Here is a 24,444-nt window from a genome sequence, read left to right as displayed (position 1 = left end):
TACGGCGGGACGCTCCCCGGATGACAGCACCGGACCTGCCGCGCCAGTTCACCATCCGCGAGGGCGACCTGCGGATCCTCAACCCGTTCGACGACGTCAAGCTGGCCACGCTGGGCCGCGCGATCCGGCTGCGCCCCGGTGACGAGCTGCTCGATCTGTGCAGCGGCAAGGGCGAGCTGCTCTGCACCTGGGCCCGCGACCACGGGATCACCGGCACCGGCGTCGACATCAGCAGCGCCTTCACCGCCGCCGCCCGGGAACGCGCCGCCGAACTCGGCGTCACCGACCGGGTACGTTTCGTGCACGGCGACGCGGCTGCGTACTCGCCGGAGCGGCCGGTCGACGTGGCCGCCTGCGTCGGCGCCACCTGGATCGGCGACGGGGTGCCGGGCACGCTGGAGCTGCTGGGCCGGGCGTTGCGGCCGGGCGGCATGGCGCTCGTCGGGGAGCCCTACTGGCGGCGTGACCCGCCGGACGAGGAGGCCGTCACCGGGTCGCACGCCCGGTCCCGGGACGAGTTCCAGGATCTGCCCGGTCTGGTCCGGCTCTTCGGCGAGTGCGGCTGGGACCTGGTCGAGATGGTCCTCGCCGACCAGGACAGCTGGGACCGGTACGCCGCGGCGCACTGGCTGAACCTGCGTCGCTGGCTGGACGCCAATCCGGACGACGAGCTGGCCCCGGAGCTGCGCCGGGAGCTGACCGAGGATCCGCTGCGATACGTCCGTTTCCAGCGCGAGTACCTGGGGTGGGGAGTGTTCGCGCTGCTGCGCCGGTGAGCTGCTTAACGAACGGCTACGCAGGGTAAAGACAGATCATGGGACAGTTGCGCACCTCGCCTCCGCCGCCGGAGGCCACTGAGCTGGAGCAATGGGTGCTGGACAGTCCCGAGGATCTACGCGGTCTGCGCGCCTCGCTGCGGGACGCGCTGAACCGGCACGGGCTGGTGCAGGGCGAGGACCTGGACGAGGTCCCGCACCTGGTCGTGCTGGTCGCCACCGAGCTGGCCAGCAACGCGCTGCGGCACGGACGGCCGCCGACCATCGTCACGCTGCTCGCCACCGACGACCGGTTCCTGCTGGACGTCGCCGACCACGACGTCAGCTCGGTGCCGGAGCTGACCGACATCAGCCCGACCGACTCGGGCGGGCGCGGGCTGTTCCTGGCCCAGTCGGTCTCGCTCGACGTCGGCTGGTACGCCACCGACGCCACCAAGAACATCTGGGCCGCGTTCTCCCGCTGACGGCCCGCCGCCGGTTCAGCGGTCGCCGGCCGGGACGGGGTCGTCGTACTGGCCGGGCGGTCCGGTGAGCGGTTCGGCGCCCACGATCGGCCACGGGTTCGGCGTGCACCCGTGCAGCCCGAGCGTCTGCTGCACCATCACCGGCGCCGGACCGCCGGCCCGGGGGCACAGCTCGTGTCCCCGGCCCAGCCGGTGGCCGACCTCGTGGTTGAGCAGGTACTCCCGGTAGCGGGAGAGGTCGGCCACGTGCGGCACCCCGTACACCCAGCGGGCCACGTTGATCACCACCCGGTCGCCGTTGCGGCAGGACGTGTAGGTGTCGCTCGGGTCGCCGCAGAGCCGTCCCCGGGTCACCGGCGTGGTGAGCAGCACGGTGAAGTCGGCCCGGTCGTCGCGGCCCACCCGTTGCAGCCGCCACCGGCCGTCGCCGGTCCAGCCCCGCCGGTCGGCGAGCGTCGCCGCCACCTCACTGGCGAAGCGCTCCACGTCCACGTTGCGGATGCCGTCCTCGACGGCGACCCGGTAGCGCAGCAGTTCGCCGGAGCGCCCGGCCACCGCGCCGACGGTGTCGGCGGTGCGGAAGGTGCCGCCGCCCCGGGTCGGATAGACGATGCCGGGTACCACCCGCCTGGCCGCCGGGACCGGCGTCGGCACCGTCGTCGGCGCGGGACGCGCGTCCGGCGGGGTCGGTGCCGCCGCCTGCACGGTCCGCCGCACGTCCACGCGGTCCAGCAGGTCCGGGTGCCGGGCGGCGTACCCGCCGGCGGCGAGCGCGGCCCCGACCAGTACCACCGTCAGGATGCGCAGTGATCGCGGCCTCCGCCGTCGCCGGTGCAGCCCTCGGTCGTACCCGCCCACGTCGATCTCCGTCCGTCGCCCCCACGCGCTCGGGCAGGAGTACGGACGGCAGGCCCGGACGGTTGAACGGGCCGGCCGGGTACCGTCGGTGCCGGGGTGAGCGAGAGGCCGCCTGCCGGAGTTCAGGGAGAGCCACCCGTGTCACCAGCCGACCGACTGCTCGACGACGCCGTCGCGACGGCGCGCGGCACCGACGTACGCGCCGCCGAGCGGGCCCTCGACGGGCTGGTGGTGGCCGACGGCGCGGCGGTGGACGCGGCGCTGCTCGCCCGGCTCACGCGGGACGTGGGCCGGCTCTGGCCGCGTGGCTGGCAGCCCGCCGACCTGGACCGGCTCGCCGTCCGGCGGCTCACCCCGCGCGGTGCCCGCCTGCTGCGCGACGCCATGGCCGCACAGCGGCGCACAGTGCCGGCGCCGGTCCCGGACTGGTTCGACGCACAGCTCACCGACCTGGGCGCGACCTGGGACGGCGACGCGGGCTGGCTGGACCGGCGCGCCGACGGCGACCGGATCACCACGTTGCGGGACGCGGTCGACGCGCTCGTCCTGGTGGCGGGGCTGCCGCCGATCGCGGCGCTGCGGCCGCCGCCCGGCTCGGCGGGCACCGCACCCGCCGCCGCGACGCCGAGCGGCTCCCGGATGCTCGACCGGGTACGCGCGCTGCTCGCCAAGGCCGAGTCGACCGCCTACCCGGCCGAGGCGGAGGCGTTCACCGCCAAGGCGCAGGAGTTGATGGCCCGGCACAGCATCGACGCGGCGCTGCTCGACGCCGCCGCCGAGCGCTCCGGCGGTCCGGGCGGCGTCCGGATCGGGGTCGACGCCCCGTACGCGGCGGCGAAGGCGCTGCTGGTCCAGGAGGTGGCGGCGGCGAACCGGTGCGAGTCGGTCTGGTCCGACGACCTGGGCTTCGCCACAGTGCTCGGCTTCCCGGCCGACCTGGCGGCGGTGGAGTTGCTGCACACCTCGCTGCTGGTGCAGGCCACCGCCGCGATGCTGCGCGGCCGGCGCGAGCGCGGACAGGCAGGCGGGCGGCGCACCAAGGGCTACGACGAGTCGTTCCTCAACGCGTTCGCGCTGCGGATCGGCGACCGGCTGCGGGAGGCCAGCGCGGCGGCGGCCGGACAGAGCGACGACGACCGGCTGCTGCCGGTGCTCGCGGCCCGCTCGGACGCCGTCCGGGAGCGGGTCGACCAGCTCTTTCCCGGCACCACGCGGCACCGGCTCCAGGTGCGCGACGAACAGGGCTGGGTCTCCGGCACCAGCGCGGCCGACCGCGCCTCGCTCGATCCGGGCCGCCCGGCACGCCGCCCGGTGCGCGGTTCTCGCTGACTTCCTGGCCGATGATGTCGGTTCGGGCGGACCGGCTCCGACCCGTCTGCGAGGCGCCACCGACGGTGGCCCGAACCCGAGGAGTGCACGGTGAAGTACATGCTGCTGATCTGGAACCGGCCCGGCTTCGTGGAGGAGCTGTCCGAGGCGGAACGCAACGCGATCTTCGGCGAGGTCGACGAGATCATGAAGGAGCTGTCCGAGTCCGGTGAGCTGGTCGGCGGTGAGGCGCTGGCGCACCCGTCGCAGGCCCGTACGGCCCGTCCGGCCGCCGGTGGCGGCACCGAGATCACCGACGGGCCGTTCGTGGAGAGCAAGGAGCAGTTCGCGGGTTACCTGACCGTCGACTGCGAGACCCCGGAGCGGGCTGCCGAGATCGCCGCGCGCTGGCCGGACGTGCGGCACGGTTTCGGCGTGCTGGAGGTGCGCGCGGTGATGGAGCAGGCCGGGACGGAGATGTGACCTCACCTGCGGTCGAGGACCTGCTGCGCACGCTCGCGCCGCAGGTCCTCGGCGTGCTCGTGCGCCGGCACGGCCAGTTCTACGCCTGCGAGGACGCGGTCCAGGAGGCGCTGCTGGCTGCCGCCGTCCAGTGGCCGGAGCAGGGCCTGCCGGACCATCCCCGAGCGTGGCTGGTCACCGTCGCCACCCGCCGGCTCACCGACGAGTGGCGCGGTGAGCACGCCCGCCGGGCACGCGAGGTCGCGGTGGCGGTCCGGCAGCCCGCGTACGCGACTGTCGCGCCGCCCGCCGACGAGGAGCCGCCCGGCGGGGACGACACGCTGAGGCTGCTGTTCCTCTGCTGTCATCCGGCGCTGCCGGTCAGCGCGCAGGTGGCGCTCACGCTGCGTGCGGTGGGCGGGCTGAGCACCGCCGAGATCGCCCGCGCGTACCTGGTGCCGGAGGCGACCATGAGCCAGCGGATCCGGCGCGCGAAGCAGCGGATCGAGGCGGCCGGCGCGCGTTTCACGCTGCCCTCGCCGGCCGACCGGGACGAGCGGCTGGGCGCGGTGCTGCGCGTGCTCTACCTGGTCTTCAACGAGGGGTACGCGGCGTCGAGCGGCGAGGCGCTGCACCGGGCGGAGCTGACCGCCGAGGCGATCCGGCTGGCCCGGGAGCTGCGCCGGCTGCTCCCGGACGACGGCGAGGTGGCCGGGCTGCTGGCGCTGATGCTGCTCACCGACGCGCACCGGGCGGCGCGTACCGGGCCGGACGGCGAGCTGGTGCCGCTGGCCGAGCAGGACCGCGGCCGGTGGGACCGGGCTGCGATCGAGGAGGGGGTGGCGCTGGTGACCGAGGCGCTGACCTGGTCGTCGCCGGGCCCGTACCAGGTGCAGGCGGCCATCGCGGCGGTGCACGCGGAGGCGCCCACCGCCGGGACCACCGACTGGCCGCAGATCGTCTCGCTCTACCGGGTGCTGGCCCACCTCGCGCCGAACCCGATGGTCACGCTGAACCAGGCGGTCGCGGTGGCCATGGTGGACGGCCCGCGCGCCGGGCTCGCGCTGCTGGAGCCGCTCGACGCCGACGGCCGGACCGCCGGCCACCACCGGCTCACCGCTGTCCGCGCGCATCTGCTCGACCTGGCCGGGGACCGGGCGGACGCGCGGGCCGCGTACCTGGCCGCCGCCCGGGCCACCACGAGCCTGCCGGAACGGCGGTACCTGCAGGCCCGCGCCGCCCGCCTGGCCGGTGACGGGCCGCGCTGATCCGCGCCCGGACAGCACGCCGGGCCGGCCCGTGGGCCGACCCGGTGGGTGTGCGTCGCGTACGTCAGCTCTTGAAGGCGTCCTTGATCTTCTCGGCGGCCTGCTTGAGCTTGGCGCCGGCCTGGTCGTTGCGGCCCTCGGCCTCCAGGCGCTCGTTGTCCGTGGCGCGGCCGACGCCCTCCTTGACCTTGCCGGAGACGTCCTGCGACGTGTTGTCGATCTTGTCGTCGAGACCCATGATGACCTCCACTGATGCGATTGCCTGACGACAACTGGTTACCCCATCGACCGCCCGCCCAATCCCCTCACCCGATCGGGCGGAAGCGCCGCAGCCGCAGGCTGTTGCCCACCACGAAGACCGACGAGAAGGCCATCGCCGCCCCGGCGAGCATCGGGTTGAGCAGCCCGGCGGCCGCCAGCGGCAACGCCGCGACGTTGTAGGCGAACGCCCAGAACAGGTTTCCCTTGATGATCGCCAGCGTGCGCCGGGAGAGCCGGATGGCGTCCGCGGCGGCGGTCAGGTCACCCCGGACCAGCGTCAGGTCGGCGGCCTCGATGGCCGCGTCGGTGCCGGTGCCCATGGCCAGCCCGAGGTCGGCCCGGGCCAGCGCGGCGGCGTCGTTGACCCCGTCGCCGACCATCGCGACCACCCGGCCCTCGCCCTGCAGCCGCTCGACCACCGCGACCTTCTCGGCGGGCAGCACCTCCGCGATCACCTCGTCGATGCCGACCTCGGCGGCCACCGCCTTCGCCACCGTGGCGTTGTCGCCGGTGAGCAGCACCGGGGTGAGCCCCAGTTCGCGCAGCCGCGCGACCGCCGTCCGGCTGGTCGGCTTCACCGCGTCGGCCACCGCGAGCACGCCCCGGGCCCGCCCGTCCCAGCCGGCCAGGATCGCCGTCCGGCCGGCGGCCTCCGCGCCGGTCGCGGCCCGCGCGATCTCCTCGGGTACGTCGAGACCCCGCTCGCGCAGCAGCCGTGCCCGGCCGACCACCACGGTCCGGCCGTCCACGGTGCCGGTCACGCCCAGCCCTTCGGCGTTGGCGAACCCGCCGACCGGCGGCAGCGGTCCGGCTTCGGCCGCGGCCTCGGCGACGGCCCGCGCGATCGGGTGCTCGGAGGCGGCCTCCAGCGCGCCGGCCACCCGGAGCAGTTCGTCGGCGTCCTCGCCGTCGGCGGGCAGCACCTCGGCCAGCGCCATCCGGCCGGTGGTGACGGTGCCGGTCTTGTCCAGCACCACGGTGTCGACCCGGCGGGTGGACTCCAGCATCTCCGGCCCCTTGATCAGCACCCCGAGCTGCGCGCCGCGTCCGGTGCCGACGAGCAGCGCGGTCGGCGTGGCCAGGCCGAGCGCGCACGGGCAGGCGATGATCAGCACGGCCACCGCGGCGGTGAACGCGGCGGTCGCACCGGAGCCGGTGCCGAGCCACCAGCCGAGCGTGCCGGCGGCCAGCGCGATCACGATCGGCACGAAGACGCCGGAGATCCGGTCGGCGAGCCGCTGCACGGCCGCCTTGCCGGTCTGCGCCTGCTCCACGAGCCGTGCCATCTGGGCGAGCTGGGTGTCGCCGCCGACCCGGGTGGCCCGGACGACCAGCCGGCCACCGGCGTTCACGGTCGCGCCGGTCACGGTGTCGCCCGTCCCCACCTCGACCGGCACCGACTCGCCGGTGAGCATGCTGGCGTCGACGGCCGAGGTGCCCTCCTCGACCACGCCGTCGGTGGCGATCTTCTCGCCGGGCCGGACCACGAACCGGTCGCCGACCGCGAGCCGGTCGACCGGGACCCGGACCTCCTGGCCGCCGCGCAGCACCGCGACGTCCTTGGCCCCGAGTTCGAGCAGGGCGCGCAGCGCCGCCCCGGCGGTGCGCTTGGAGCGGGCCTCGAAGTACCGCCCGGCCAGGATGAACACCGTCACCCCGGCGGCGGCCTCCAGGTAGATGTTGCCGGCGCCGTCGCCCCGGGTGATGTCGAGGCTGAACGGGTGCTTCATCCCGGGCATGCCGGCGTCGCCGAGGAACAGCGCCCAGAGCGACCAGCCGAACGCGGCGAGCGTGCCCAGCGAGACGAGCGTGTCCATGGTCGCCGCGCCGTGCCGCAGGTTGACCAGCGCGGCGCGGTGGAACGGCAGCCCGCCCCAGACCACCACGGGGGCGGCCAGCGTGAGCGAGGCCCACTGCCAGTAGTCGAACTGCCAGGCCGGGACCATGGCGAGCACGATCACCGGCAGCGTGAGCACGGCGGAGACCCAGAGCCGGGTACGCGCGACGCGCAGCTCGTCCGCCGGCTCCCCGGCCGCTGCGGCCGCCTGCTCGGGCGGGGGCGGCACCACGGCGGTGTAGCCGGTCTTCTCGACGGTGGCGATCAGGTCGGCCGGCGCGATGTCGTCGGCGTACCGGACGGTGGCCTTCTCGGTGGCGTAGTTCACTGTCGCCTCGACGCCGTCCATCCGGTTGAGCTTCTTCTCGATCCGGGCGGCACAGGACGCACAGGTCATCCCGCCGATCGCCAGTTCGATCAGGTTCGGCGCGGTGGGCAGCGTCTTTCCCGTGGCAGTCATCGCGGCACCTCCGGCGCTCAACTGTGCCCGTGCCCCGGCGTGCCGTGTCCGGCGTCCGGGGTCGGTGCGGTGGTGGATACCGGCGCGGTCGGGTCGCCGGCCAGGACGGTGAATTCGGCGGTGTGCACCGCGTCGCCGTGCCGGAAGTCCAGGTAGAGACGGTACGCCCCGGCCGAGGGCACCTCGGCGGCGAACGTGATCGCCGGACCGGCGGGGGTGCGCCCGTCGCCGGGTGTGCCCTCCGGGTGCACGTGCAGGTACGCCAGGTCGCCCTGCCGCAGCGCCACCAGGTGCCCGTACGCGCCGAGGTAGGGCTGAAGGTCGGTGACCGGTCTCCCGTCGCGGCTGACGGAGAGCGTGAGCCGGCTGGTCCGGCCCGGCTCCGGCGTGCCGGTCAGCGTGACTGTGTAGCCGTCGACGGTGGTGCTGGTCACCGGCGCCGGCAGCGGCCGGGCGGCCAGCTCGCCGGGGACCGTGACGTCCAGGCCGAGGGTCAACGGCTCGCCGCCTTCGGGCGTGAAGTCGGCGAACGCCCGCCACACCCCGGGGCCGTCGAGCGGGGAGGCGACCCGCCAGGTGCCGTCGCCGGCCATCTCCGGGTGGACGTGCCGGAAGCCGGACAGGTCCCGGCGCGCGACGATCAGGTGCATGCGCTTGTCGTGGGCCACCTCGAAGCGGGTGACCGGCGTGCCGTCCGGGCCGGTGATCCGGAAGGCGAACTGCCCGGCCGGCGCGGTGGCGGGCTGGAGCGTGTAGCCGCCTTCGGAGACGAGCAGCCCGCCGGGCAGGTGCGCGTCGGCGCCGTTCTCGTCACCGTGACCGGTGTCGCCGGTCCCGTGGTCGCTGCCGCTGTCGTCGTGGCGGGTCTCGGCGGCCGGGGCGACGGGATCGGCCAGGTTGCCGATCCCGTACGCCGCGCCGAAGACCGCCACGAGGCCGAGCGCGAAGCCGCTGAGCTTCGTCGCCGTGTTCATGGTTTCTCCTCGGTTCTGCGGGTCCCGTGGACCCGTCACGCACCGACGAGGTCGTAGCCGGCCTCGTCGACCGCCGCGCGGACGGTGTCCGTGTCCAGCGGGTTCTGACTGGTGACGGTGACCCGGCCGGTGGCCAGGTCGACCTGGACGCCGGTGACGCCCGGAAGCGCGCTCAGCTCGGTGCTCACCGAGTTGACGCAGTGGCCGCAGGTCATACCGCTCACCTGGTAGGTGCTCTCCATGTCGCCCTCCGATCTCATACCCCCTGGGGGTACAGCCGGAACGTTAGCATACCCCCGAGGGGTACGCTATCCTCGTTCTCATGACCGCTCCGTCCAGCCCGACCCGGGGCTACACCGCCAGCAAGGACCAGCTCCTCGCCCGGCTCCGCCGGATCGAGGGTCAGGTCCGTGGCATCGAGAAGATGGTCGAGGACGACCGTTACTGCATCGACGTGCTGACCCAGATCTCGGCCATCCAGGCGGCGCTGGACAAGGTCGGCCTCGGCCTGCTCGACGGGCACGCGCGGCACTGCATGCACGAGGGCGCCGCCGAGGGCCGGGCCGACGAGATGGCGACCGAGATGATGGCCGCCGTCGGCCGCCTGATGAAGCGCGGCTGAACGGGACCTCCGCCCCTCCGAGCAGGGCACATCGACCCGCGCCGACGCGCCCGTGCGGCCGTACCGTCGAAGTGGCGGGCAGGCCGGCCCCGGCGGACCCGCAGTGACGGACGGAGGGCGGCCCGATGATGTGGCAGAGCCCGATGATGGGCTGGATGTGGATCTGGTCCCTGGCGGTGCTGGCGGTGCTGGCAGGGCTCCTCTGGCTGGCCGTGCGGTGGACCGGCCCGCAGCGGTCCGGGCCGACGGCGGCCCGGCGCATCCTCGACGAGCGGTACGCCCGCGGCGAGATCGACGAGGACGAGTACCGGCGACGCCGGGCCGGACTGGCCTGACCCGCGCGGGGCGCGCGTCACCGGTCACGGTGTCCGGGAGCACCCAGCCGGGCTGCCTACCATGTCGGGGCGACGACCCGGACGTGGTCGACACGTCCGCGCCGGCCCGGTGACCAGACCGGTCCGGCGGACCAGGCGTCGCCGCGACCGTTGGGAGAGACGCCTTGGGTGCCGACCACACCCGCCCCGCACCGCCCACGCCACCGGGCGTACGGCGGCTGCTCGTCGCCGTGGTGGTGCCGCTGTTCGCGCTCACCGTGATCGCCGCGCTGGTGCTCTGGCCCCGGCAGGACCGGGAGCCGGTCGGCGGCGCGGACGTCCCCCGCTACCACGGCACCGTGACCCGGGTGGTCACCGAACCCTGCCCGCCGACGCCGGAGGCCCCGGAGGGCGCGGGCGGCCCCTGCGGCACCGCGACCGTCGCCGCCGAGCAGGGCCCGGACGCGGGACGGCAGGTCGAGACGCCGCTCCCGGCCGGACCGGGCGCGCCCCGGGTCGAGGTCGGCGACAAGATCGTCCTGGTCGAGCTGATCGACCCGGCCGACCCTTCGATGAAGTCCTACAACATCGCCGAGCACCAGCGCGGCACACCGCTGATCTGGCTGCTGGTGCTCTTCGCCGCCGCGATCGTGGCGTTCGGCCGCTGGCGCGGGCTCGCCGCGCTCGGCGGCCTGGCGGCCAGCTTCGCCATCCTGCTCGGCTTCGTGCTGCCCGGCATCGGTGGCGGCCAGCCGCCGCTGCTGGTGGCGATCGTGGGCGCCGCGTTGATCATGTTCGTGGTGCTCTACCTGACGCACGGGATCACCGCGCAGACGTCGGTGGCGGTGCTCGGCACGCTCGGCAGCCTCGTGATCACCGGCGTGCTCGGCCTGCTCGCCACGTCCGCCACCCACCTGACCGGCTTCGGCAGCGAGGACGCCACCACCCTGTCCATGTTCCAGGGCGACGTGGACCTGCACGGACTGCTGCTGGCGGGCATCATCATCGGCTCGCTGGGCGTGCTGGACGACGTCACCGTCACCCAGGCGGCCACCGTCACCGAACTCGCGCACGCCAACCCGGGGCTGTCCCGGCGGCAGCTCTACCGGGCGGCGACCCGCGTCGGCCGGGCCCACATCGCGTCCACCGTCAACACCATCGTGCTGGCGTACGCGGGCGCGTCGCTGCCGCTGCTGCTCCTGCTGGTCGCCGACTCCCGCCCGGTGAGCCAGATCCTCACCAGCGAGTTCCTCGCCCAGGAGATCGTCCGCAGCGCGGTGGCCACGCTCGGCCTGATCGCCGCCGTACCGCTGACGACCGCACTGGCCGCGATCGTGACCACCGCCGGACGGCGCGCGCCCGGTCCGGAGCCGGCGTCGCCCGTACCCCCGCCGCCCCGTCCGCCGGCCGGACGCGACGACGCGCTGGAGGCGCTCGGCGGCGGAAAGAGTACGGAGGCGACATGGTGACACTCCGCACGGTGACCATCGATTTCAAACGCGACGCTGGTCACGGTGCGCCACGGCGAAATCTCGCTATTGGTCGGCTTCCGGACGTAGATCCGCAGGAGTGCTGTCGGGTAACCTCGCTGCCGGTCACCGCCGAAGGCGCGCACCGGCGCCAGCGGTGCCGCCGCCCAATCGCCTGCGGGCGAGCCGGGGAACCAGGTACATGGGGTGAATCCGCGCGAGCGGTAGGGGCCACTTCCGTCCCGAACCCGTCAGCTAACCCGGTCGGCGGCCGACGGAAGGGAACACTGTGACGCCACCCCTGCGCCGCTGGCTGACACCCCTGGTGGCCGTGCTGGCCTCGCTGGCAGTGCTGGCCGGGCCGAACTCGGCGACGGCGGCCCCCGCCGCGGCGGCCCCGAAGCCGTCCGGGCACGAGGAGGACGGCGAACCACCGCTCATCACCGAGGCGATCGACAGCGCCAACCGGAACTTCCTCCAGGCGAAGGCGAAGCTGGCCAAGTCGCAGGACCGCCAGCGGCGGCTGGCCGCCGAGGTACAGGCGGCACAGGCCGAACTCGAGGCGCTCAGCCCGCAGGTCAACCAGCTCGCCGCCCAGTCCTACCGGACCGGCCGGATGGGCGCGATGGCGATGCTGCTGGAGAGCAACTCGCCCGACTCGTTCGTCCGCCGCGTCAACGCCCTGGACGAGCTGAACCTCCTCAACGCGCAGCGCCTGGCCGCCATCAACGCGGTCAAGAACCGCGCCGAGACGGCCAAGATCGCGCTCGACGCCGAGGTGCGCGAGCAGGAGAAGCAGAAGAACGCGATGGAGCGCGAGAAGGTGCAGGCCGAACGCGCCCTCAAGCTCGTCGGCGGCCTCGGCTTCACCGGCGGCCTGGTCGACGCCACCTCACCGGTCGCCAAGATCGGCCCCGGCCGCACCGCCGACGGCGGCTGGAAGGCCGAGTCGTGCAGCGAGAACGACCCGACCACCTCGGGCTGCATCACGCCGCGGACGCTGCACGCCTACAAGGAGGTCCGGCGCGCCGGCTACACGCGCTTCGTGGGCTGTTACCGGCCGGGCGGGCCGTGGGAGCACCCCAAGGGCAAGGCGTGCGACTGGTCGCTGCAGAACAGCGGCTTCTCACCCTGGCACAACAACGACACCCGCAAGTACGGCAACGACGTGGCCGCCTTCCTCATCCGCAACGCCGACCGGCTGGGCATCTACTACGTGATCTGGAACCGGCAGATCTGGTTCCCGGCCACCGGCTGGAGGTCGTACAGCGGGCCGTCGAACCACACCGACCACGTCCACATGTCGATGCTCTGACCTGGACGCAGCAAGAAGGGGCCGCCCCCGTGGGCGGCCCCTTCGTCGTCCGGCGCTCCGGTCAGCCGGCCAGCGCCGCGTCCGCGTCCGCCGGCGACGAGGGAGCGGGCAGTGACGCCGGGACCTGCGCCACTGTCCGCACCTCGCCGCCGGAGAGCCGGTACGACATCCCCGCCACCGTGCACCGGCCCGCCGCGACCCGCTCGGCCAGCACGGAGGACCGGGCCAGCAGCGTCTCCACGGTCTGCGCGATGTGGACGTCGATGATGCCGTCGAGGTCGTCGATGCCCTGCCGGGCGGCGCGCAGCAGGCTGGGCGAGACCGCGTCCACCACCGCTCCCAGGTGCCCGGCCGGAGCGGCGCCGGTCCGGACCCCCTCCCGGGCGGCCTGGACCGCGCCGCAGGAGTCGTGCCCGAGCACCACCACGAGCGGCGTGCCGAGCACGGTGACCGCGTACTCGACGCTGCCGAGCACCTCGGGCCCGGCGGTGTGCCCGGCGGTACGCACCACGAAGAGGTCACCGAGACCTCGATCGAAGATGATCTCCGCGGCGAGCCGCGAGTCGGAGCAGCCGACGATCACCGCGAAGGGGTGCTGGCCGTCGGCCACCGCCGCCCGGTGCCCGGCGTCCTGATTCGGATGCTGCGGCACACCGGTGACGAACCGGTGGTTGCCGGCACGCAGCTCGGCGAGCGCCTGCTCCGGGCTTCTCGGCGTCATCTGCCTCACCTCGTCTACCTGCGGAACGACCAGGCCGGACGGCCTCGCGACTTCACGGTCACACGGCGTCAGGGGCACGTCAAGATTCGTGATACGCATTTCATACTTTCCCGTGCCGGCCCGCGTCCGATTCGGGTCGGCAGCGTCGATGGCCATAGCATGGCCACCATGGCGACGACACCAGGTGAGGACGGGAGCCGCCGCAACTGGACCTTCCTCACCAATCACGGACATGTGCTGCTGGCGATCGCGCGCAACCCCACGGCGCGGCTGCGGGACGTGGCCGACGAGGTGGGCGTCACCGAGCGGGCGGCCCAGGCCATCGTCGCCGACCTGGAAGCCGGGGGTTACCTGCGGCGCACCCGCGTGGGGCGGCGCAACGAGTACACGATCAACCCGAAGGGACGCTTCCGGCACCCGGCGGAGGCCGACCAGCAGGTCGGCGCCCTGCTGGCCCTCTTCGCCGCCGAGCCGGCCGGGGACGTCACCGCCGACCGGTGACCGGTTCCCGCGACCGCGTGCGCCCGCGCGGGCCGGCGCGACGGTAATCTCACCGCGTGCGCGACAGCTTGCGGCCGGGCGCGACAAAAGGGCGCGCCCGGGCCGGACACCCGATCCGGACCGTCCTCTCGGCAGCGGCGGCAGCCGCTCTGCTCGGCGGCGCGCTGGCGGTGCCCGCGCCCGCCGTGGCCGCCCCGAAGTGCGGGCCGACCGGCGGCCCCGCGCCCACCGAGACGCCGTGGGCGCTGAGCCGCCTCGACCCGGCCTCCGCGTGGCGGGTCGGCAAGGGCGCGGGGATCACCGTCGCCGTGATCGACTCCGGGGTCTCACCGTCGCATCCCCTGCTGCGCGGGCGGGTGCTCCCCGGCGAGGACTTCAACCAGCTCGTCCGGCTTCAGGGCCAGTGTGACCTGGTCGGGCACGGCACCATGGTGGCCGGCATCATCGCCGGGCGGGAGGGCACCGGCTCGCCGTACACCGGCATCGCGCCGGAGGCCCGCATCCTGCCGCTGCGTGTGCTGGCCGAGAACAAGGAGAACTTCGACCCGGACGTGCCGGGCGAGATCGGCAAGGCGATCCGCTGGGCGGTCGACAACGACGCCGACGTGATCAACCTGTCCCTGGTCACGCTCGACGACCCGCAGCTGAAATCGGCGGTGCAGTACGCGCTCGGCAAGGACGTGGTGGTCGTCGCCTCCGCCGGCAACCGGCAGGAGAACCGGGAGGACCGGCCGGCCTATCCGGCGGCGTACCCGGGGGTCATCGCCGTCGCCGGTGTGGACGAGCAGGGCGGCCACGTCGGCAGCTCGGTCAGTGGGGACTATGTGGACATCGCCGGCCCCGGGCTGAACATCCTCGGGCCCGCGCCGCAGGGGTCCGGCTACCGGGCCGAGCCGCAGGGCGGCACGAGCTTCGCCACCGCGTACGTCTCCGGTGTCGCCGCGCTGGTGCGGGCCGCGCACCCCGACATCAGCGCCGACGAGGTCGCCTACCGGCTGACCCGCACCGCCGACAACCCGCCCGACGGGCACAACGCCGACGTCGGCTACGGGATGGTCAACCCCTACCGAGCGGTGACCAGCCTGCTCGGCACCCGCACGGACCCGCCGCTGGGCGCCATGCCGCCGCCGGCGCCGCCCACCGATCCGCTGGCCTGGCAGCGCACCGTCGCGATCTGGGTCGCCGTCGTCGGCGGGCTGCTCGCCGGGGTCCTGCTGACGCTGCGGCCGATCCTGACCCGCGGCCGGCGACGCGGATGGCGCCCCGGCCGGCGGGACGTCCCGCAGGACGCCTGACCGGCCTCCTCGCGCCGCACGGCCGGGCCGGAAATACACGAGACAGGGCCGGAATACACGACGGCTCCGCCCGGCACGAGCCGGAGCGGAGCCGTCGTGGACCGGTCGGGGGTCAGCTGCCCCAGACCTTGGAGTTGCTCATCTCCGTGGTCATGTAGTTCTCCCGCGCGATGCCCACCGCGCCGCCGATCTCGTTCAGGACCTTGTTGATGTCCCGCACGGCGGCGTCCCACTGGGCCTGGTGCTGCTGGTAGGCGGCCCGGTCCTGGCCCTCCCACTCGAGCTTGGCCAGCATCGCCCGCAGCGTGTCCAGCTTCTCGTCGATGATCCGCGAGATGGCCTGCATCTGCTGGTTGCTGCTCTCCAGAACAGCGTAGTCAACCTTGATGCTCATCGATTCCTCCTCTGCCTGTCTTCGCGGATCACGGGTTGAGAGCAGCGTGGAACTTGTCCAGCATCTGCTGCTGCTCTTCGTCGTTGACCTGGTGCGTGGTGCCCGACTTGTCGAGCAGGTCCGCGATGTTGTCCATCGCGGTCAGCAGCTTGTTCGTGTCCTCGGTCCAGCGAGTCATCAGGCTCTGGAAGCCCGTGGACGCCTGGCCCTTCCAGGCCATCGCGAGGTCGTCGACCACGTTCCACAGCTTCTTGAGCTCACCGTCAACCTCGCTGCGCGTGGACCGCACGTCACTCGCGGCGGTGTGCAGAGTCGCTGCACTGACCTCGAACGCCATGCTTCACACCCTTCCGTCTTTTGTGGCGGCGGTTCCGCCGCGCCCTCCCCCGCGGCAAGGCGAACACACCCCACCGACGGACACTTCATCCGAACCGTAGCGGACGATGTCCAACCCGCGCAGCCCTGCCGGCCCATCGACGTACTCCGACAGCCCGGAATCGGCAAGGCGATCCGGCGCTGTCCGTACGAGTTGGACGGTCCGTCCCGAGGTCAGGGCCGCTCACGTGCGGCTTTGACGATCGTCGACACACCGAAGGCCAGCACCGCGACCAGCAGTACCACCACGATCCACAGCAGCGGCTTCTCGAACGCGCGCTCGAACGTCAGCACCAGCAGCGCCGCGCAGGCGCTCAGCGAGACCACCTCGGCGGCCCGCCGCAGCCGCGCCGAGCGGGTCAGCACGGCGAACAGCATCAGGAGCACGAAGACCGGGATGGTCAGCAGGACGTACAGGAACAGTACGAAGATCAGAGTGTCCATGCCCCGCTCCCGTCACCTGTAGAACGCGGAGTCCCGAACCCAGTCGATCTTGATGTCCTTGATGTCCGGGTCGGAGCCGGCGGGCGCCCAGCCGGGCCGGGAGTCCGCGGTGAACGTGAACCGGCTGTCCGTGTGGAACGCGGCCATCAGCGCGTGCAGCAACGCGCTGATCTCGCCGAAGACCAGGACCAGGATCGCGGCGGTGGCGGCCAGGCCGGCGATGCCGATGGCCTGGGCCAGCGCGGTGGTCGCGGGGAAGAACTGGAGCGCGATCGAGGCGATCACCGCGACCAGGATCGGCATGAGCGCCTGCGCCAGGCCGGACACCGCGTCGTTGTACGCGTCCCGGGCCGCGGTGAGCGTGTCGCGGTTGGCGGCGAACGCCTCGGCCAGCGAGTTGATCTCCGCGCCGAGCTTGCGCATGAACTGGTCGAACGCGTCCCGGTCGTCGAAGTCCCACTCCGACGCCTCCGGCGGGACCGCCGCCATCGCCGCGCCGAACTGGTCCGCGCCGAGCAGGCGGGCCGCCTCGTCCCACTTCTTGATGGACTCGTTCACCTGCTGGTTGTCGAAGGACTCCAGGTAGAGGATGGTGCCGATCAGCGCCGCCGAGGCGGCGATCCAGACCAGGTTGCCCCGGGCGATGGCCGCGGCCGACCGCACCGGCGCCGTGGTCTGGGCGACCGACACCGAGCCGGTCACCGTCCCCGAGGCGTTGGCGATGAGGATCTCCGGTGGCATCAGGCGTCCTTCCCCTGGCGGGCCCAGCCGGTCACTTGACCACCCAGGGCTGATCCGACTTCTCCCAGTTCTGCGCGCTCTGTTCGAGCTGCGCGGCGGCCTTGCGCAGATGCTCCGCGCCGGTGCGGACGTTGTCGAGGTGCCCGTCCACGGCCGCGTTGTGCCGCTCCACCGCCCCGGTGCCGAACCAGCTCAGCGCGCCGCCGGGCAGCTTGACCTCGGCCAGCAGCGCCTCGACGTTGCGCAGGTACTGGATCGGCCCGTCCGGGGCGTCGAGCATCCGGCTCGCCTTCCGGATCGCGTCGACGTCGACGGTGTTCGGCATCGTCGTCCCCTCTCGCTCAGCGCCGCAGATTGCGGGTCGGGTCGGACAGATCCACCCCGAACTGACGGAACCAGTCCTCCGGGGTCAGCGTGCCGTCCTGCGCCCGGCGGACCGTCTCGGAGTCGCCGAGCATCTCGCCCAGCATCTCCCGCTGCCGCTCCTCGAAGGCCGCGTACGCGGCGTCGATCGCGGCCTGCATCGACTCGGCCAGGGAGAAGCTGTCCAGCCGCATGGCCCGCGCGTTCAGCTCGATGCCGCCGACCTTCATGTCGCCGTCCACGGTCACCCGCACCAGCCCGTCCGGGCTCTCCCCGGTGACCCGCAGCTCCGCACGCTGCCGCTGGAGCTCGGCCAGCCGCCGCTGCTGCTCCTGCGCCTGCCGCAACAGGCCCTCCAGGGCTCCACCGATACCCGACGGGCTGCTCAACTCCGGCTCTCCCCGTAATCGCGACGATCGATCGGGCCGACGCTACCGGAAGTGACGCCCGCCGTCCGTCCCGTCAGACCGGTTCCGTCCAGGCGGTCTGGATCAGCTGCTGGCCGTCGCGGCGGCGCACCAGCGTGCCCCGGCCCGGCGGCTGCGGGGTCGGCCGCAGGTTGCCGAAGACCGCGCCCTCCTCCCGGCTGCCGGACATGAGCAGTCCCGGCGAGTCCAGCTCACGCAGACGCTGCAGCACCGGCTCGTACAGCGCCCGGGCCACACCACCGACCCGCCGCGTGACGATCAGGTGCAGGCCGATGTCCCGCGCCTGCGGCAGCAGCTCGTGCAGCGCGCTGAGCGGATTGCTGCCGCCGGAGGCGACCAGGTCGTAGTCGTCCACCAGGATGTAGAGGTCCGGCCCCTTCCACCAGCTCCGGTCGCGCAGCTGCGCGGTGGTCACGTCCGGGCCGGGCAGCCGGTTCTGCAACGCGCTGCGGATCGAGCCGAGACCCTGGCTGAACACCTGGTTCGACGGCGCGTAGTCGAGCAGGTGGTCCCCCTCGACCGCGCCGAGCAGGCCGCGCCGGTAGTCGGCGATGACCAGCCGCGCCTGGGCCGGGGTGTACCGCTCGGCGATCCCCCGGGCGATCAGCCGCAGCAGGTTCGTCTTGCCGCACTCGGCGTCGCCGAACACGGTCAGGTGCGGCTCGCTCGCCAGGTCCAGGTGGACCGGGGCGAGCGCCGACTCGTTGACGCCGATCGGGATGCCCGGGACGGACCGGTCGACCACCTTCGCCAGCTCGGTGACCGCCAGCTTGCGCGGCAGCAGCCGGACCTTCGGCGCCGGACGGCCCGGCCAGTTCGCCGCGACGTGCCCGGCCATCGCCACCGACGCCTCGGTCAGGTCCTCGATGTCGCGCTTGCCGTCGATCCGCGAGATCGCGGTCAGGAAGTGCAGCTTGTCCCGGGTCAGGCCGCGACCCGGCGCGCCGACCGGCACGTTCTGCGCGGCCCGCCGGTCGATCTCCGACTCTGACGGGTCACCGAGCCGCAGCTCCAGCTTGGTGCCGAGCAGGTCCCGCATGTTGATCCGGATCTCCGCCCAGCGCACCGCCGTGATCACCACGTGGACGCCGAAGCCGAGGCCCCGGTTGGCCAGGTTGGTGATGGTCTGCTCCAGCTCCTCGTACTCCTGGCGCAGCGTGTTCCAGCCGTCCACCACGAGGAAGACGTCACCGAACGGGTCGTCGGCGAACTCACCGGCCGCGCGGCGGCGCCGGTAGCTGGCCACCGAGTCGATGCCGTGCTGGGTGAACCGGTTCTCCCGCTCGTCGATCACCGCGACCACCTCGGCGACCGTCCGCCGGACCGCCTCGGTGTCCCGCCGCCCCGCCACGCCCGAGGTGTGCGGCAGCCCGTCCAGGCTGCGCAGCGCGCCACCACCGAAGTCGAGGCAGAAGAACTGCACCTCGCGCGGCGTGTGGGTGAGCGCCAGCGAGGCCAGCATCGAGCGCAACATCGTGCTCTTGCCGCTCAGCGACGCGCCGACGATCACCACGTTGCCGCCGGCCCCGGCCAGGTCGACCATCATCGGGTCGCGGCGCTGCTCGTACGGGCGGTCCACGATGCCGACCGGCACGGCGAGCCGGCCGCGGCCCGGCCAGTCGGCGGTGGTCAGGCCGTACGTCGGGTGCACGCTCAGCTTCGGCAGCAGCTCGGCCAGCCCGGACGGCTCGGCCAGCGGCGGCAGCCAGACCTGGTGTGCCGGCTTGCCGCGGCCCTTGAGCTGGTCGATCAGCACGTCCAGCATGGCCACCGCCTTGCCGTCACCCGACTGCTCCGGCTCCGGCGTGGCCTCCGCCGGACTCGGCAGCGCCGGCGCCGGTACGTAGTCGATGCCGTACGGGACGATCCGCCGCTGCACCTGCGCCCGGGTGGAGCGCTGCGCCTGCCCCGGCGCCTGGTACGGGCCGGACACGTACGCCGCACGGAACCGCAGCATCGTGGCGGTGTCGGTCTTCAGGTAACCGTGACCCGGCGCGCTGGGCAGCTCGTACGCGTCCGGCACGCCGAGCACGATCCGGCTCTCCACCGCCGAGAACGTGCGCAGACCGATCCGGTACGACAGGTGCGTGTCCAGGCCGCGCAGCTTGCCCTCCTCCAGCCGCTGCGAGGCGAGCAGCAGGTGCACGCCGAGCGACCGGCCGAGGCGGCCGATCATCACGAACAGGTCGATGAAGTCCGGCTTGGCGGCCAGCAGCTCGGAGAACTCGTCACAGATGATCAGCAGGCTCGGCATCGGCTCCAGCGGCTCACCGGCCGCCCGCGCCTTCTCGTAGTCGTAACGGGAGACGTAGTTGCCGGCCGCCCGCAGCACCTCCTGCCGGCGGTTCATCTCACCGGCCAGCGCGTCCCGCATGCGGTCCACCAGCGGCAGCTCGTCCGAGAGGTTGGTGATCACCGCGCTGGTGTGCGGCAGCGCGTCCAGCGAGGCGAACGTCGCACCGCCCTTGAAGTCGACCAGGACGAAGTTCAGCTCCTCCGAGGAGTGCGTCACGGCCAGCGCGGCGACCACCGTACGCAGCAGTTCGCTCTTGCCGGAGCCGGTCGCGCCGATCACCAGGCCGTGCGGGCCCATGCCCTCGTGCGCGGACTCCTTGAAGTCCAGCTCGACCACGTTGCCGTCCGGGCCCAGGCCGAGCGGGATGCGCAGCCGGTCGCGGTGGCTGCGCGGCCGCCAGGTCTGCCGGACGTCCACGGTGGCCGCGTCGCCGACACCGAGCAGGTCGGGCAGCTCCATGCTGCGGGCCAGCGGCTCCTCGGTGCTCGCGCCCTGCTGCTGGGAGAGCCGGAACGGGGCGATCTGCCGGGCCAGCCCCTCGGCGGCGGACAAGGACAGCCGGTCCGGGCTGCCGAGCCGGGACGTGGCGGTGCCGCGGACCAGGTCCAGGCCGGTGCCGTCGCCGGCGTCCAGGCAGAGCAGCCAGCGCCCGGCGTCGCGGGGCACCGTGCCGGACAGGTCGACCACTGTGGTGCCGAGCAGGCCCGGCCCGGTCAGCGCGCAGGTCGCCGAGACCTCGCCGCCGTCCAGCACCACCACCACGTGCGGCGCGGTGGTCAGCGGCTTCGCCTCCGGCGCGAACCGGGGCCGCCCGCCCAGTTCCTGGGCCAGCGCGGTCTCCGCCTCGTCCAGCGCGGCGAACACCATCCGGCGCGCGCCCGCCGCGTCGGTACGCCCCGGGTGCTGGGCGTGCGGCAGCCACTTCACCCAGTCCCAGACCGGCTGCCGGTCCGGCGCGGCCACGATGACGACCAGCAGGTCCTCCGGGGCGTGGAACGTGACGAGCTGCCCCAGCGCGGCCCGGGCCAGGTCGAGCACCGGCTCCCGGTCGCCGCGCAACGCGATCCGGCTGAACGCGCGCAGCGACAACGCGGTCGGCAGATCCGGCACGCTGGAGTGGGCCCGGACGAACCGGCGCAGCGCGATCGCGCTCATCGGCTCCAGGTCCTCCACCGGCTTGGTCTCCGGCGGCACGATCTCCACCGCCAGCCGCTGCGGGCCGAGCGCGATCCGCACCTCGCCGAAGTCGTCCTCGGTGATCCGCCGCTCCCACAGCCGGCGGGAGGCGGCGATCGACCAGAGCGCGTCCGGCTCCGGGTGCCGCCAGGTCATCGCGGCGCGCTGCTGCTCGGCGGCCCGGCGGGTGCGCTTGCGCATCTGCGCCAGGTAACGCATGTAGTCGCGCCGCTGCGCGTTCAGCTCGGCCTTGTCGTTGCCGCCGTTGCCGAGCGTGCCGATCGCCATGCCCAACATGGACACACCGAACAGGCCACCCGCGACGTACGTCATCATGCCGCCGCCGCGGCCGGCGTAGAGGAAGGCCATCGCGCCGACGCCGCAGAGCATCGGCAGGATCATCAGCACCTGCCCCATGCCCTTGGCCTTCGGCTCCGGCAGCTCGGGCGGGGACTCCAGCAGCACCTCGCCGCGCGGCAGCGCGGGCCCCGGTTGACGCGGAAGCCGGCGGAACACCACCGTACTCACGGCTCTCCCCTCCCCAGAAGCGGCCCTGATCGTGGTCTGCCACCGCCGGTGAGCGTCGGGTGGGCAACCTGTGCGACCGCCATCGTAGGTAATCTCCCGGAGGCGTCGTGGACCCGTGGGGGCGGCGCCGTGGGCCGAGCGGATCGTTTGCGAGCAACGAGGAGGCCACTGTGGCGACGAAGACGGCGACCGGTGGGCTGAGCCGGATCACCATCGTGGCGCCACGTACCAGGATGGATCTGGCGCTGCCGTCCGACGTGCCGCTCGCCGACCTGCTGCCCACGCTGCTGCGCTACGCGGGCGAGGACCTGGCCGACGAAGGTGTGCGGCACGGCGGCTGGGCCCTGTCCCGGCTCGGCGGCCAGCCGCTCGACGGTGGCCGTACCGCCGCGCAGCTCGGGGTCCGCGACGGCGAGGTGCTCTACTTCAACCCCCGTGCCGCGACCGCCCCGGAGATCGTCTTCGACGACGTGGTGGACGCGGTCGCCACCTCCACCACCCAGCGGGCGGGCGCCTGGCAGGTGGGCACCACGCGGGCGTTCGCGATCCTCCTGGCCGCCTCCGCGCTTGCCGGCGGCGCGGTGGCGGCGCTGTTCACCGGCCCGCCGCACCTGCCCGGCGCGGCGGCCGCCTTCGTGGTCGCGGTGGCGCTGCTGGTCGGCGCCGCGGTGCTGTCCCGGGCGGCCGGAGACAGTCGCACCGGCGCGGTGCTGGCCCTGGTCGGGATCGGCTACGCGGGCGTCGGCGGCCTGCTGGTGCTCGCCGGTGAGCGGACGCTCGGCGAGCTGGCCGCCCCGCACGTCCTGCTCGCCGGCACCGCCGTGGTGGTGTTCGGCGCGATCGCCGCGCTCGCCGTCGGCGACCGCCTGCCGCTGTTCCTCGGCGCGGTCGGCGTGGGGGCGGCGGTCGGGCTCGGCGCGGTGCTCAGCCTGGCCTTCGGCATCGGCGCGGCGGCGTCGGCGGCAGTGGTGGCGACAGTCGCCTTCGGCGCGCTGCCGGCGCTGCCGATGCTCGCCTACCGCCTCGCCCGGCTGCCGGTGCCGTCCATCCCCACCGGGCCGGACGACCTGAAGACCGACACCGAGTCGGTGGACGGGCCGTCGGTGCTGCGCAACAGCGAGCGCGCCGACGGTTTCCTCACCGGCCTGCTCTGGACCGTCTCGCTGCTGGTGCTCGGCGGCGAGGTGGTGCTGGCCGAGGACGGCCGCCTGCCGGCGGTCCTGCTCTGCCTGGTCCTGGCGCTGCTGTCGCTGCTGCGGGCGCGCCCGTTCCTCGGCCGCGGGCAGCGTACGCCGGTGCTGCTGTCCGGCAGCGTCGGCCTGGGACTGGTCGCCGCCGCCACGTTCGCCGCCGGCTCGCTGGCGGTCCGGCTCGGGCTGGTCCTCGGCGGCCTGGCCGTGGTGGCCGTGATCAGCCTGGTCTACGGCCTGACCGTGGCCGGCAAGCGGATCTCGCCGGTCTGGGGCCGGACCCTGGACATCGTCGAGATCCTGCTGATCATCGCGCTGGTGCCGCTCGCCGTGTGGGTGTGCGGGATGTACGGCTGGATCGTCAACCTTCGACCGTGACGGTCCCCATCGCGGTGCCGACCGGCGCGGTGGCGTAGACGCCGGGACCGTGCTGGCCGTCCAGCGGGCGGGCCGGCACACCCGCGCGCCCGGCCATGTCCCGGACCGCCTTCACCAGCGCCTCGGCGTGCCCGTCCATGGCCGCCACCCGCAGCAGCGGCGGAACCCGCCGGCCGCCCGGGAGCACCACAGCGGCGACCGTGTGCGACGGCGCCGAGGTGGCGGTGACCGCGTCCACGAGCGCGCCGAGCGAGCCGTTGGGGCGTACCCGCAGGGCCAGGCAGCGCTGCGTCCAGCCGCCCCCGCGCACGCTGGTCCACGTCTCCACCGGCGCCTCCGGCGCCAGGTCGAGCCCGGCGCCGGACACCACCGCCGCGTGCAGCTCGTCCCGCCCGAGCACGCGGTGGCCGAGACCGGCGGCGTTGAGCGCCTTGCCGAGCCGGCCCACCCCGGCCGCCACCGTCCGGTGCACGCCGCGCAGGCCGCCGCCCCGGCTCACCGTTTCGGCCCGCGCGTCGGCCACCGACAGTCGCAGCGCCACCCACACGGTCCGGTACGCCGACGGCGGCGCGCCGGGGGCCGGGTACCAGACCAGCGTGTGCGAGACGACCTGGGTCTGGGTGACCGGGCCGGAGAAGTCGGCGAGCACGGCGAGCGCGCGGTCCACCACGGCGGCCTCGATCGAGCCCGCGGGCGCGCCGGGCCGGCCGGTGAGCGCCAGCGCGGCGAACCAGCCCCGGTCGTCCTGCCCGATGCCGAGGCGGGTGCCGCGCTCGGTCAGCTCCACCACTGTCAGTTCCGGGGCGAGCGCGGCCAGCCGGGGGTCGCCGCCCGGCGTCGCGCCCCGGGCCCGGTCGCGGCGGCGGCGCAGCCGGCGGCGGAGCATCAGGTCCTCGTACCACCATCGGCCGCCCCGGCGCGCGAACGCGGCGACCACTGCCAGCAGCGCCAGCCCGCCCACCACCCCGAGCAGCCAGGGCGGGCCGGCGGTGGCGAACCAGACCGCCAGCGCGGCGCACTCCACCACGACGAGCTGCCCGACCACGACCGGGCCGAGCCGGCCCCGGCGGCGCTTGTCGGCCGGGGTGACCGGCCGGTCCACCGGTACGGCGGGGGCGGTGGCCGTACGACCGGGTGGCGCCTGCAGCTGCGTCATCGGTGAGCGTCCCTTCTGGACATCCTGGACATCCGCCGGCGGGGTGCGGCGTTCGGGCGGCGGACGGGGT

At 73.9% G+C, this 24,444-nt stretch carries 26 protein-coding genes and 1 riboswitch; of the genes, 12 read left to right on the top strand and 14 right to left on the bottom strand.

Annotated features, from left to right (window positions below):
- Positions 1 to 20: 20 nt before the first annotated feature.
- The gene (locus HA073_RS04620) at positions 21 to 776 is read left to right on the top strand and encodes a cyclopropane-fatty-acyl-phospholipid synthase family protein (RefSeq protein ID WP_064448601.1); all 756 of its coding nucleotides are present in this window, start codon (positions 21 to 23) and stop codon (positions 774 to 776) included.
- Positions 777 to 814: 38 nt separating this feature from the next.
- The gene (locus tag HA073_RS04615) at positions 815 to 1,240 is read left to right on the top strand and encodes an ATP-binding protein (protein ID WP_043327055.1); all 426 of its coding nucleotides are present in this window, start codon (positions 815 to 817) and stop codon (positions 1,238 to 1,240) included.
- Between the two features lie 15 nt (positions 1,241 to 1,255).
- Here HA073_RS04615 and HA073_RS04610 read toward each other — a convergent pair whose 3' ends face one another.
- Positions 1,256 to 2,098: a DUF3152 domain-containing protein gene (locus HA073_RS04610; RefSeq protein ID WP_166455755.1), complete on the bottom strand. Its 843-nt coding sequence runs from the start codon at positions 2,096 to 2,098 to the stop codon at positions 1,256 to 1,258.
- 138 nt (positions 2,099 to 2,236) lie between these two features.
- Between HA073_RS04610 and HA073_RS04605 the strand changes: the two genes are divergently transcribed.
- From HA073_RS04605 to HA073_RS04595, 3 genes are all read left to right on the top strand, one after another.
- Positions 2,237 to 3,427 carry a DUF2786 domain-containing protein gene (locus HA073_RS04605; protein ID WP_166455754.1) on the top strand — a complete coding sequence of 397 codons (1,191 nt, stop codon included), beginning with the start codon at positions 2,237 to 2,239 and terminating at the stop codon, positions 3,425 to 3,427.
- Between the two features lie 99 nt (positions 3,428 to 3,526).
- A complete protein-coding gene (locus HA073_RS04600) occupies positions 3,527 to 3,889 on the top strand; it encodes a YciI family protein (protein ID WP_205796229.1) in 363 nt (120 codons plus the stop codon).
- Complete coding sequence (locus tag HA073_RS04595) at positions 3,886 to 5,136, top strand: RNA polymerase sigma factor (RefSeq protein ID WP_064448603.1); 1,251 nt, start codon at positions 3,886 to 3,888, stop codon at positions 5,134 to 5,136. Before HA073_RS04600 ends, HA073_RS04595 begins: the two co-directional genes overlap by 4 nt.
- A 64-nt stretch (positions 5,137 to 5,200) precedes the next feature.
- On the opposite strand, the gene HA073_RS04590 is transcribed toward HA073_RS04595, so the two are convergent.
- The 4 genes from HA073_RS04590 to HA073_RS04575 form a co-directional block, all read right to left on the bottom strand.
- Complete coding sequence (locus HA073_RS04590; protein ID WP_043330702.1) at positions 5,201 to 5,374, bottom strand: CsbD family protein; 174 nt, start codon at positions 5,372 to 5,374, stop codon at positions 5,201 to 5,203.
- A gap of 67 nt (positions 5,375 to 5,441) precedes the next feature.
- Positions 5,442 to 7,694, bottom strand: a complete 2,253-nt coding sequence (locus HA073_RS04585; protein WP_140946139.1) for a cation-translocating P-type ATPase — start codon at positions 7,692 to 7,694, stop codon at positions 5,442 to 5,444.
- A 17-nt stretch (positions 7,695 to 7,711) separates the two neighbouring features.
- A complete protein-coding gene (locus HA073_RS04580; RefSeq protein ID WP_043327063.1) occupies positions 7,712 to 8,668 on the bottom strand; it encodes a hypothetical protein in 957 nt (318 codons plus the stop codon).
- A 35-nt stretch (positions 8,669 to 8,703) separates the two neighbouring features.
- Positions 8,704 to 8,910: a heavy-metal-associated domain-containing protein gene (locus HA073_RS04575; protein WP_043330704.1), complete on the bottom strand. Its 207-nt coding sequence runs from the start codon at positions 8,908 to 8,910 to the stop codon at positions 8,704 to 8,706.
- Positions 8,911 to 8,990: 80 nt separating this feature from the next.
- Here HA073_RS04575 and HA073_RS04570 point away from each other — a divergent pair, with 80 nt between their 5' ends.
- The 4 genes from HA073_RS04570 to HA073_RS04555 all read left to right on the top strand — a co-directional run bounded on the left by HA073_RS04570 (position 8,991) and on the right by HA073_RS04555 (position 12,388).
- Positions 8,991 to 9,290: a metal-sensitive transcriptional regulator gene (locus HA073_RS04570; protein WP_013283780.1), complete on the top strand. Its 300-nt coding sequence runs from the start codon at positions 8,991 to 8,993 to the stop codon at positions 9,288 to 9,290.
- 125 nt (positions 9,291 to 9,415) lie between these two features.
- Complete coding sequence (locus tag HA073_RS04565) at positions 9,416 to 9,625, top strand: SHOCT domain-containing protein (RefSeq protein WP_043327065.1); 210 nt, start codon at positions 9,416 to 9,418, stop codon at positions 9,623 to 9,625.
- Positions 9,626 to 9,789: 164 nt separating this feature from the next.
- Complete coding sequence (locus HA073_RS04560; RefSeq protein ID WP_064448606.1) at positions 9,790 to 11,073, top strand: YibE/F family protein; 1,284 nt, start codon at positions 9,790 to 9,792, stop codon at positions 11,071 to 11,073.
- Between the two features lie 154 nt (positions 11,074 to 11,227).
- Positions 11,228 to 11,359, top strand: a riboswitch (cyclic di-AMP (ydaO/yuaA leader).
- 3 nt (positions 11,360 to 11,362) lie between these two features.
- Positions 11,363 to 12,388 carry a hypothetical protein gene (locus tag HA073_RS04555; protein ID WP_043327069.1) on the top strand — a complete coding sequence of 342 codons (1,026 nt, stop codon included), beginning with the start codon at positions 11,363 to 11,365 and terminating at the stop codon, positions 12,386 to 12,388.
- 61 nt (positions 12,389 to 12,449) lie between these two features.
- On the opposite strand, the gene HA073_RS04550 is transcribed toward HA073_RS04555, so the two are convergent.
- A complete protein-coding gene (locus HA073_RS04550) occupies positions 12,450 to 13,109 on the bottom strand; it encodes a carbonic anhydrase (RefSeq protein ID WP_043327072.1) in 660 nt (219 codons plus the stop codon).
- Between the two features lie 159 nt (positions 13,110 to 13,268).
- On the opposite strand from HA073_RS04550, the gene HA073_RS04545 reads away from it, so the two are divergent.
- Together HA073_RS04545 and mycP are read left to right on the top strand one after the other, a co-directional pair.
- On the top strand, positions 13,269 to 13,610 hold the full coding sequence (locus HA073_RS04545; RefSeq protein ID WP_043327074.1) for a MarR family winged helix-turn-helix transcriptional regulator: 342 nt from the start codon (positions 13,269 to 13,271) through the stop codon (positions 13,608 to 13,610).
- Positions 13,611 to 13,666: 56 nt separating this feature from the next.
- Positions 13,667 to 14,905 carry a type VII secretion-associated serine protease mycosin gene (gene mycP, locus HA073_RS04540; RefSeq protein ID WP_233607771.1) on the top strand — a complete coding sequence of 413 codons (1,239 nt, stop codon included), beginning with the start codon at positions 13,667 to 13,669 and terminating at the stop codon, positions 14,903 to 14,905.
- Positions 14,906 to 15,017: 112 nt separating this feature from the next.
- Here mycP and HA073_RS04535 read toward each other — a convergent pair whose 3' ends face one another.
- From HA073_RS04535 to eccCa, 7 genes are all read right to left on the bottom strand, one after another.
- Positions 15,018 to 15,299 carry a WXG100 family type VII secretion target gene (locus tag HA073_RS04535; protein ID WP_166455753.1) on the bottom strand — a complete coding sequence of 94 codons (282 nt, stop codon included), beginning with the start codon at positions 15,297 to 15,299 and terminating at the stop codon, positions 15,018 to 15,020.
- A gap of 28 nt (positions 15,300 to 15,327) precedes the next feature.
- Positions 15,328 to 15,636: a WXG100 family type VII secretion target gene (locus HA073_RS04530; protein ID WP_043327078.1), complete on the bottom strand. Its 309-nt coding sequence runs from the start codon at positions 15,634 to 15,636 to the stop codon at positions 15,328 to 15,330.
- Positions 15,637 to 15,848: 212 nt separating this feature from the next.
- Positions 15,849 to 16,118, bottom strand: a complete 270-nt coding sequence (locus HA073_RS04525; RefSeq protein WP_043327079.1) for a hypothetical protein — start codon at positions 16,116 to 16,118, stop codon at positions 15,849 to 15,851.
- Between the two features lie 12 nt (positions 16,119 to 16,130).
- Positions 16,131 to 16,859, bottom strand: coding sequence for a hypothetical protein (locus HA073_RS04520; RefSeq protein ID WP_043327081.1), 729 nt, complete (start codon positions 16,857 to 16,859; stop codon positions 16,131 to 16,133).
- A gap of 31 nt (positions 16,860 to 16,890) precedes the next feature.
- Positions 16,891 to 17,184 (bottom strand): hypothetical protein, encoded by a 294-nt coding sequence (locus tag HA073_RS04515; RefSeq protein WP_043327083.1) that lies wholly within the window; start codon positions 17,182 to 17,184, stop codon positions 16,891 to 16,893.
- A gap of 16 nt (positions 17,185 to 17,200) precedes the next feature.
- Positions 17,201 to 17,611, bottom strand: a complete 411-nt coding sequence (locus HA073_RS04510) for a YbaB/EbfC family nucleoid-associated protein (protein WP_069087834.1) — start codon at positions 17,609 to 17,611, stop codon at positions 17,201 to 17,203.
- A gap of 73 nt (positions 17,612 to 17,684) precedes the next feature.
- Positions 17,685 to 21,650: a type VII secretion protein EccCa gene (gene eccCa / locus HA073_RS04505; protein WP_166455752.1), complete on the bottom strand. Its 3,966-nt coding sequence runs from the start codon at positions 21,648 to 21,650 to the stop codon at positions 17,685 to 17,687.
- A gap of 170 nt (positions 21,651 to 21,820) precedes the next feature.
- On the opposite strand from eccCa, the gene eccD reads away from it, so the two are divergent.
- Positions 21,821 to 23,218, top strand: a complete 1,398-nt coding sequence (gene eccD / locus HA073_RS04500; protein ID WP_166455751.1) for a type VII secretion integral membrane protein EccD — start codon at positions 21,821 to 21,823, stop codon at positions 23,216 to 23,218.
- On the opposite strand, the gene HA073_RS04495 is transcribed toward eccD, so the two are convergent.
- Positions 23,202 to 24,374 carry a type VII secretion protein EccE gene (locus HA073_RS04495; RefSeq protein WP_064448609.1) on the bottom strand — a complete coding sequence of 391 codons (1,173 nt, stop codon included), beginning with the start codon at positions 24,372 to 24,374 and terminating at the stop codon, positions 23,202 to 23,204. The two genes, eccD and HA073_RS04495, sit on opposite strands and share 17 nt — an antisense overlap.
- Between the last annotated feature and the right edge of the window lie 70 nt (positions 24,375 to 24,444).

This window comes from Micromonospora sp. CMU55-4 (assembly GCF_011602315.1).
GTDB classification, from domain to species: Bacteria; Actinomycetota; Actinomycetes; order Mycobacteriales; family Micromonosporaceae; genus Micromonospora; species Micromonospora chalcea.
Note: the sequence above shows the minus strand (reverse complement) of the source record. Positions and strands in the feature narration are given on the sequence as shown.

Excerpts from the sequence above, each read along its gene's own strand:
- HA073_RS04615 (WP_043327055.1), top strand. The coding sequence starts at position 815 with ATGGGACAGTTGCGCACCTCGCCTCCGCCGCCGGAGGCCACTGAGCTG.
- HA073_RS04495 (WP_064448609.1), bottom strand. The coding sequence starts at position 24,374 with ATGACGCAGCTGCAGGCGCCACCCGGTCGTACGGCCACCGCCCCCGCC.
- HA073_RS04585 (WP_140946139.1), bottom strand. The coding sequence starts at position 7,694 with ATGACTGCCACGGGAAAGACGCTGCCCACCGCGCCGAACCTGATCGAA.
- HA073_RS04535 (WP_166455753.1), bottom strand. The coding sequence starts at position 15,299 with ATGAGCATCAAGGTTGACTACGCTGTTCTGGAGAGCAGCAACCAGCAG.
- HA073_RS04580 (WP_043327063.1), bottom strand. The coding sequence starts at position 8,668 with ATGAACACGGCGACGAAGCTCAGCGGCTTCGCGCTCGGCCTCGTGGCG.
- HA073_RS04520 (WP_043327081.1), bottom strand. The coding sequence starts at position 16,859 with ATGCCACCGGAGATCCTCATCGCCAACGCCTCGGGGACGGTGACCGGC.
- HA073_RS04600 (WP_205796229.1), top strand. The coding sequence starts at position 3,527 with ATGCTGCTGATCTGGAACCGGCCCGGCTTCGTGGAGGAGCTGTCCGAG.
- HA073_RS04590 (WP_043330702.1), bottom strand. The coding sequence starts at position 5,374 with ATGGGTCTCGACGACAAGATCGACAACACGTCGCAGGACGTCTCCGGC.
- HA073_RS04545 (WP_043327074.1), top strand. The coding sequence starts at position 13,269 with ATGGCCACCATGGCGACGACACCAGGTGAGGACGGGAGCCGCCGCAAC.
- HA073_RS04565 (WP_043327065.1), top strand. The coding sequence starts at position 9,416 with ATGATGTGGCAGAGCCCGATGATGGGCTGGATGTGGATCTGGTCCCTG.
- HA073_RS04530 (WP_043327078.1), bottom strand. The coding sequence starts at position 15,636 with ATGGCGTTCGAGGTCAGTGCAGCGACTCTGCACACCGCCGCGAGTGAC.
- HA073_RS04515 (WP_043327083.1), bottom strand. The coding sequence starts at position 17,184 with ATGCCGAACACCGTCGACGTCGACGCGATCCGGAAGGCGAGCCGGATG.
- HA073_RS04525 (WP_043327079.1), bottom strand. The coding sequence starts at position 16,118 with ATGGACACTCTGATCTTCGTACTGTTCCTGTACGTCCTGCTGACCATC.
- HA073_RS04620 (WP_064448601.1), top strand. The coding sequence starts at position 21 with ATGACAGCACCGGACCTGCCGCGCCAGTTCACCATCCGCGAGGGCGAC.
- HA073_RS04550 (WP_043327072.1), bottom strand. The coding sequence starts at position 13,109 with ATGACGCCGAGAAGCCCGGAGCAGGCGCTCGCCGAGCTGCGTGCCGGC.
- HA073_RS04575 (WP_043330704.1), bottom strand. The coding sequence starts at position 8,910 with ATGGAGAGCACCTACCAGGTGAGCGGTATGACCTGCGGCCACTGCGTC.
- HA073_RS04570 (WP_013283780.1), top strand. The coding sequence starts at position 8,991 with ATGACCGCTCCGTCCAGCCCGACCCGGGGCTACACCGCCAGCAAGGAC.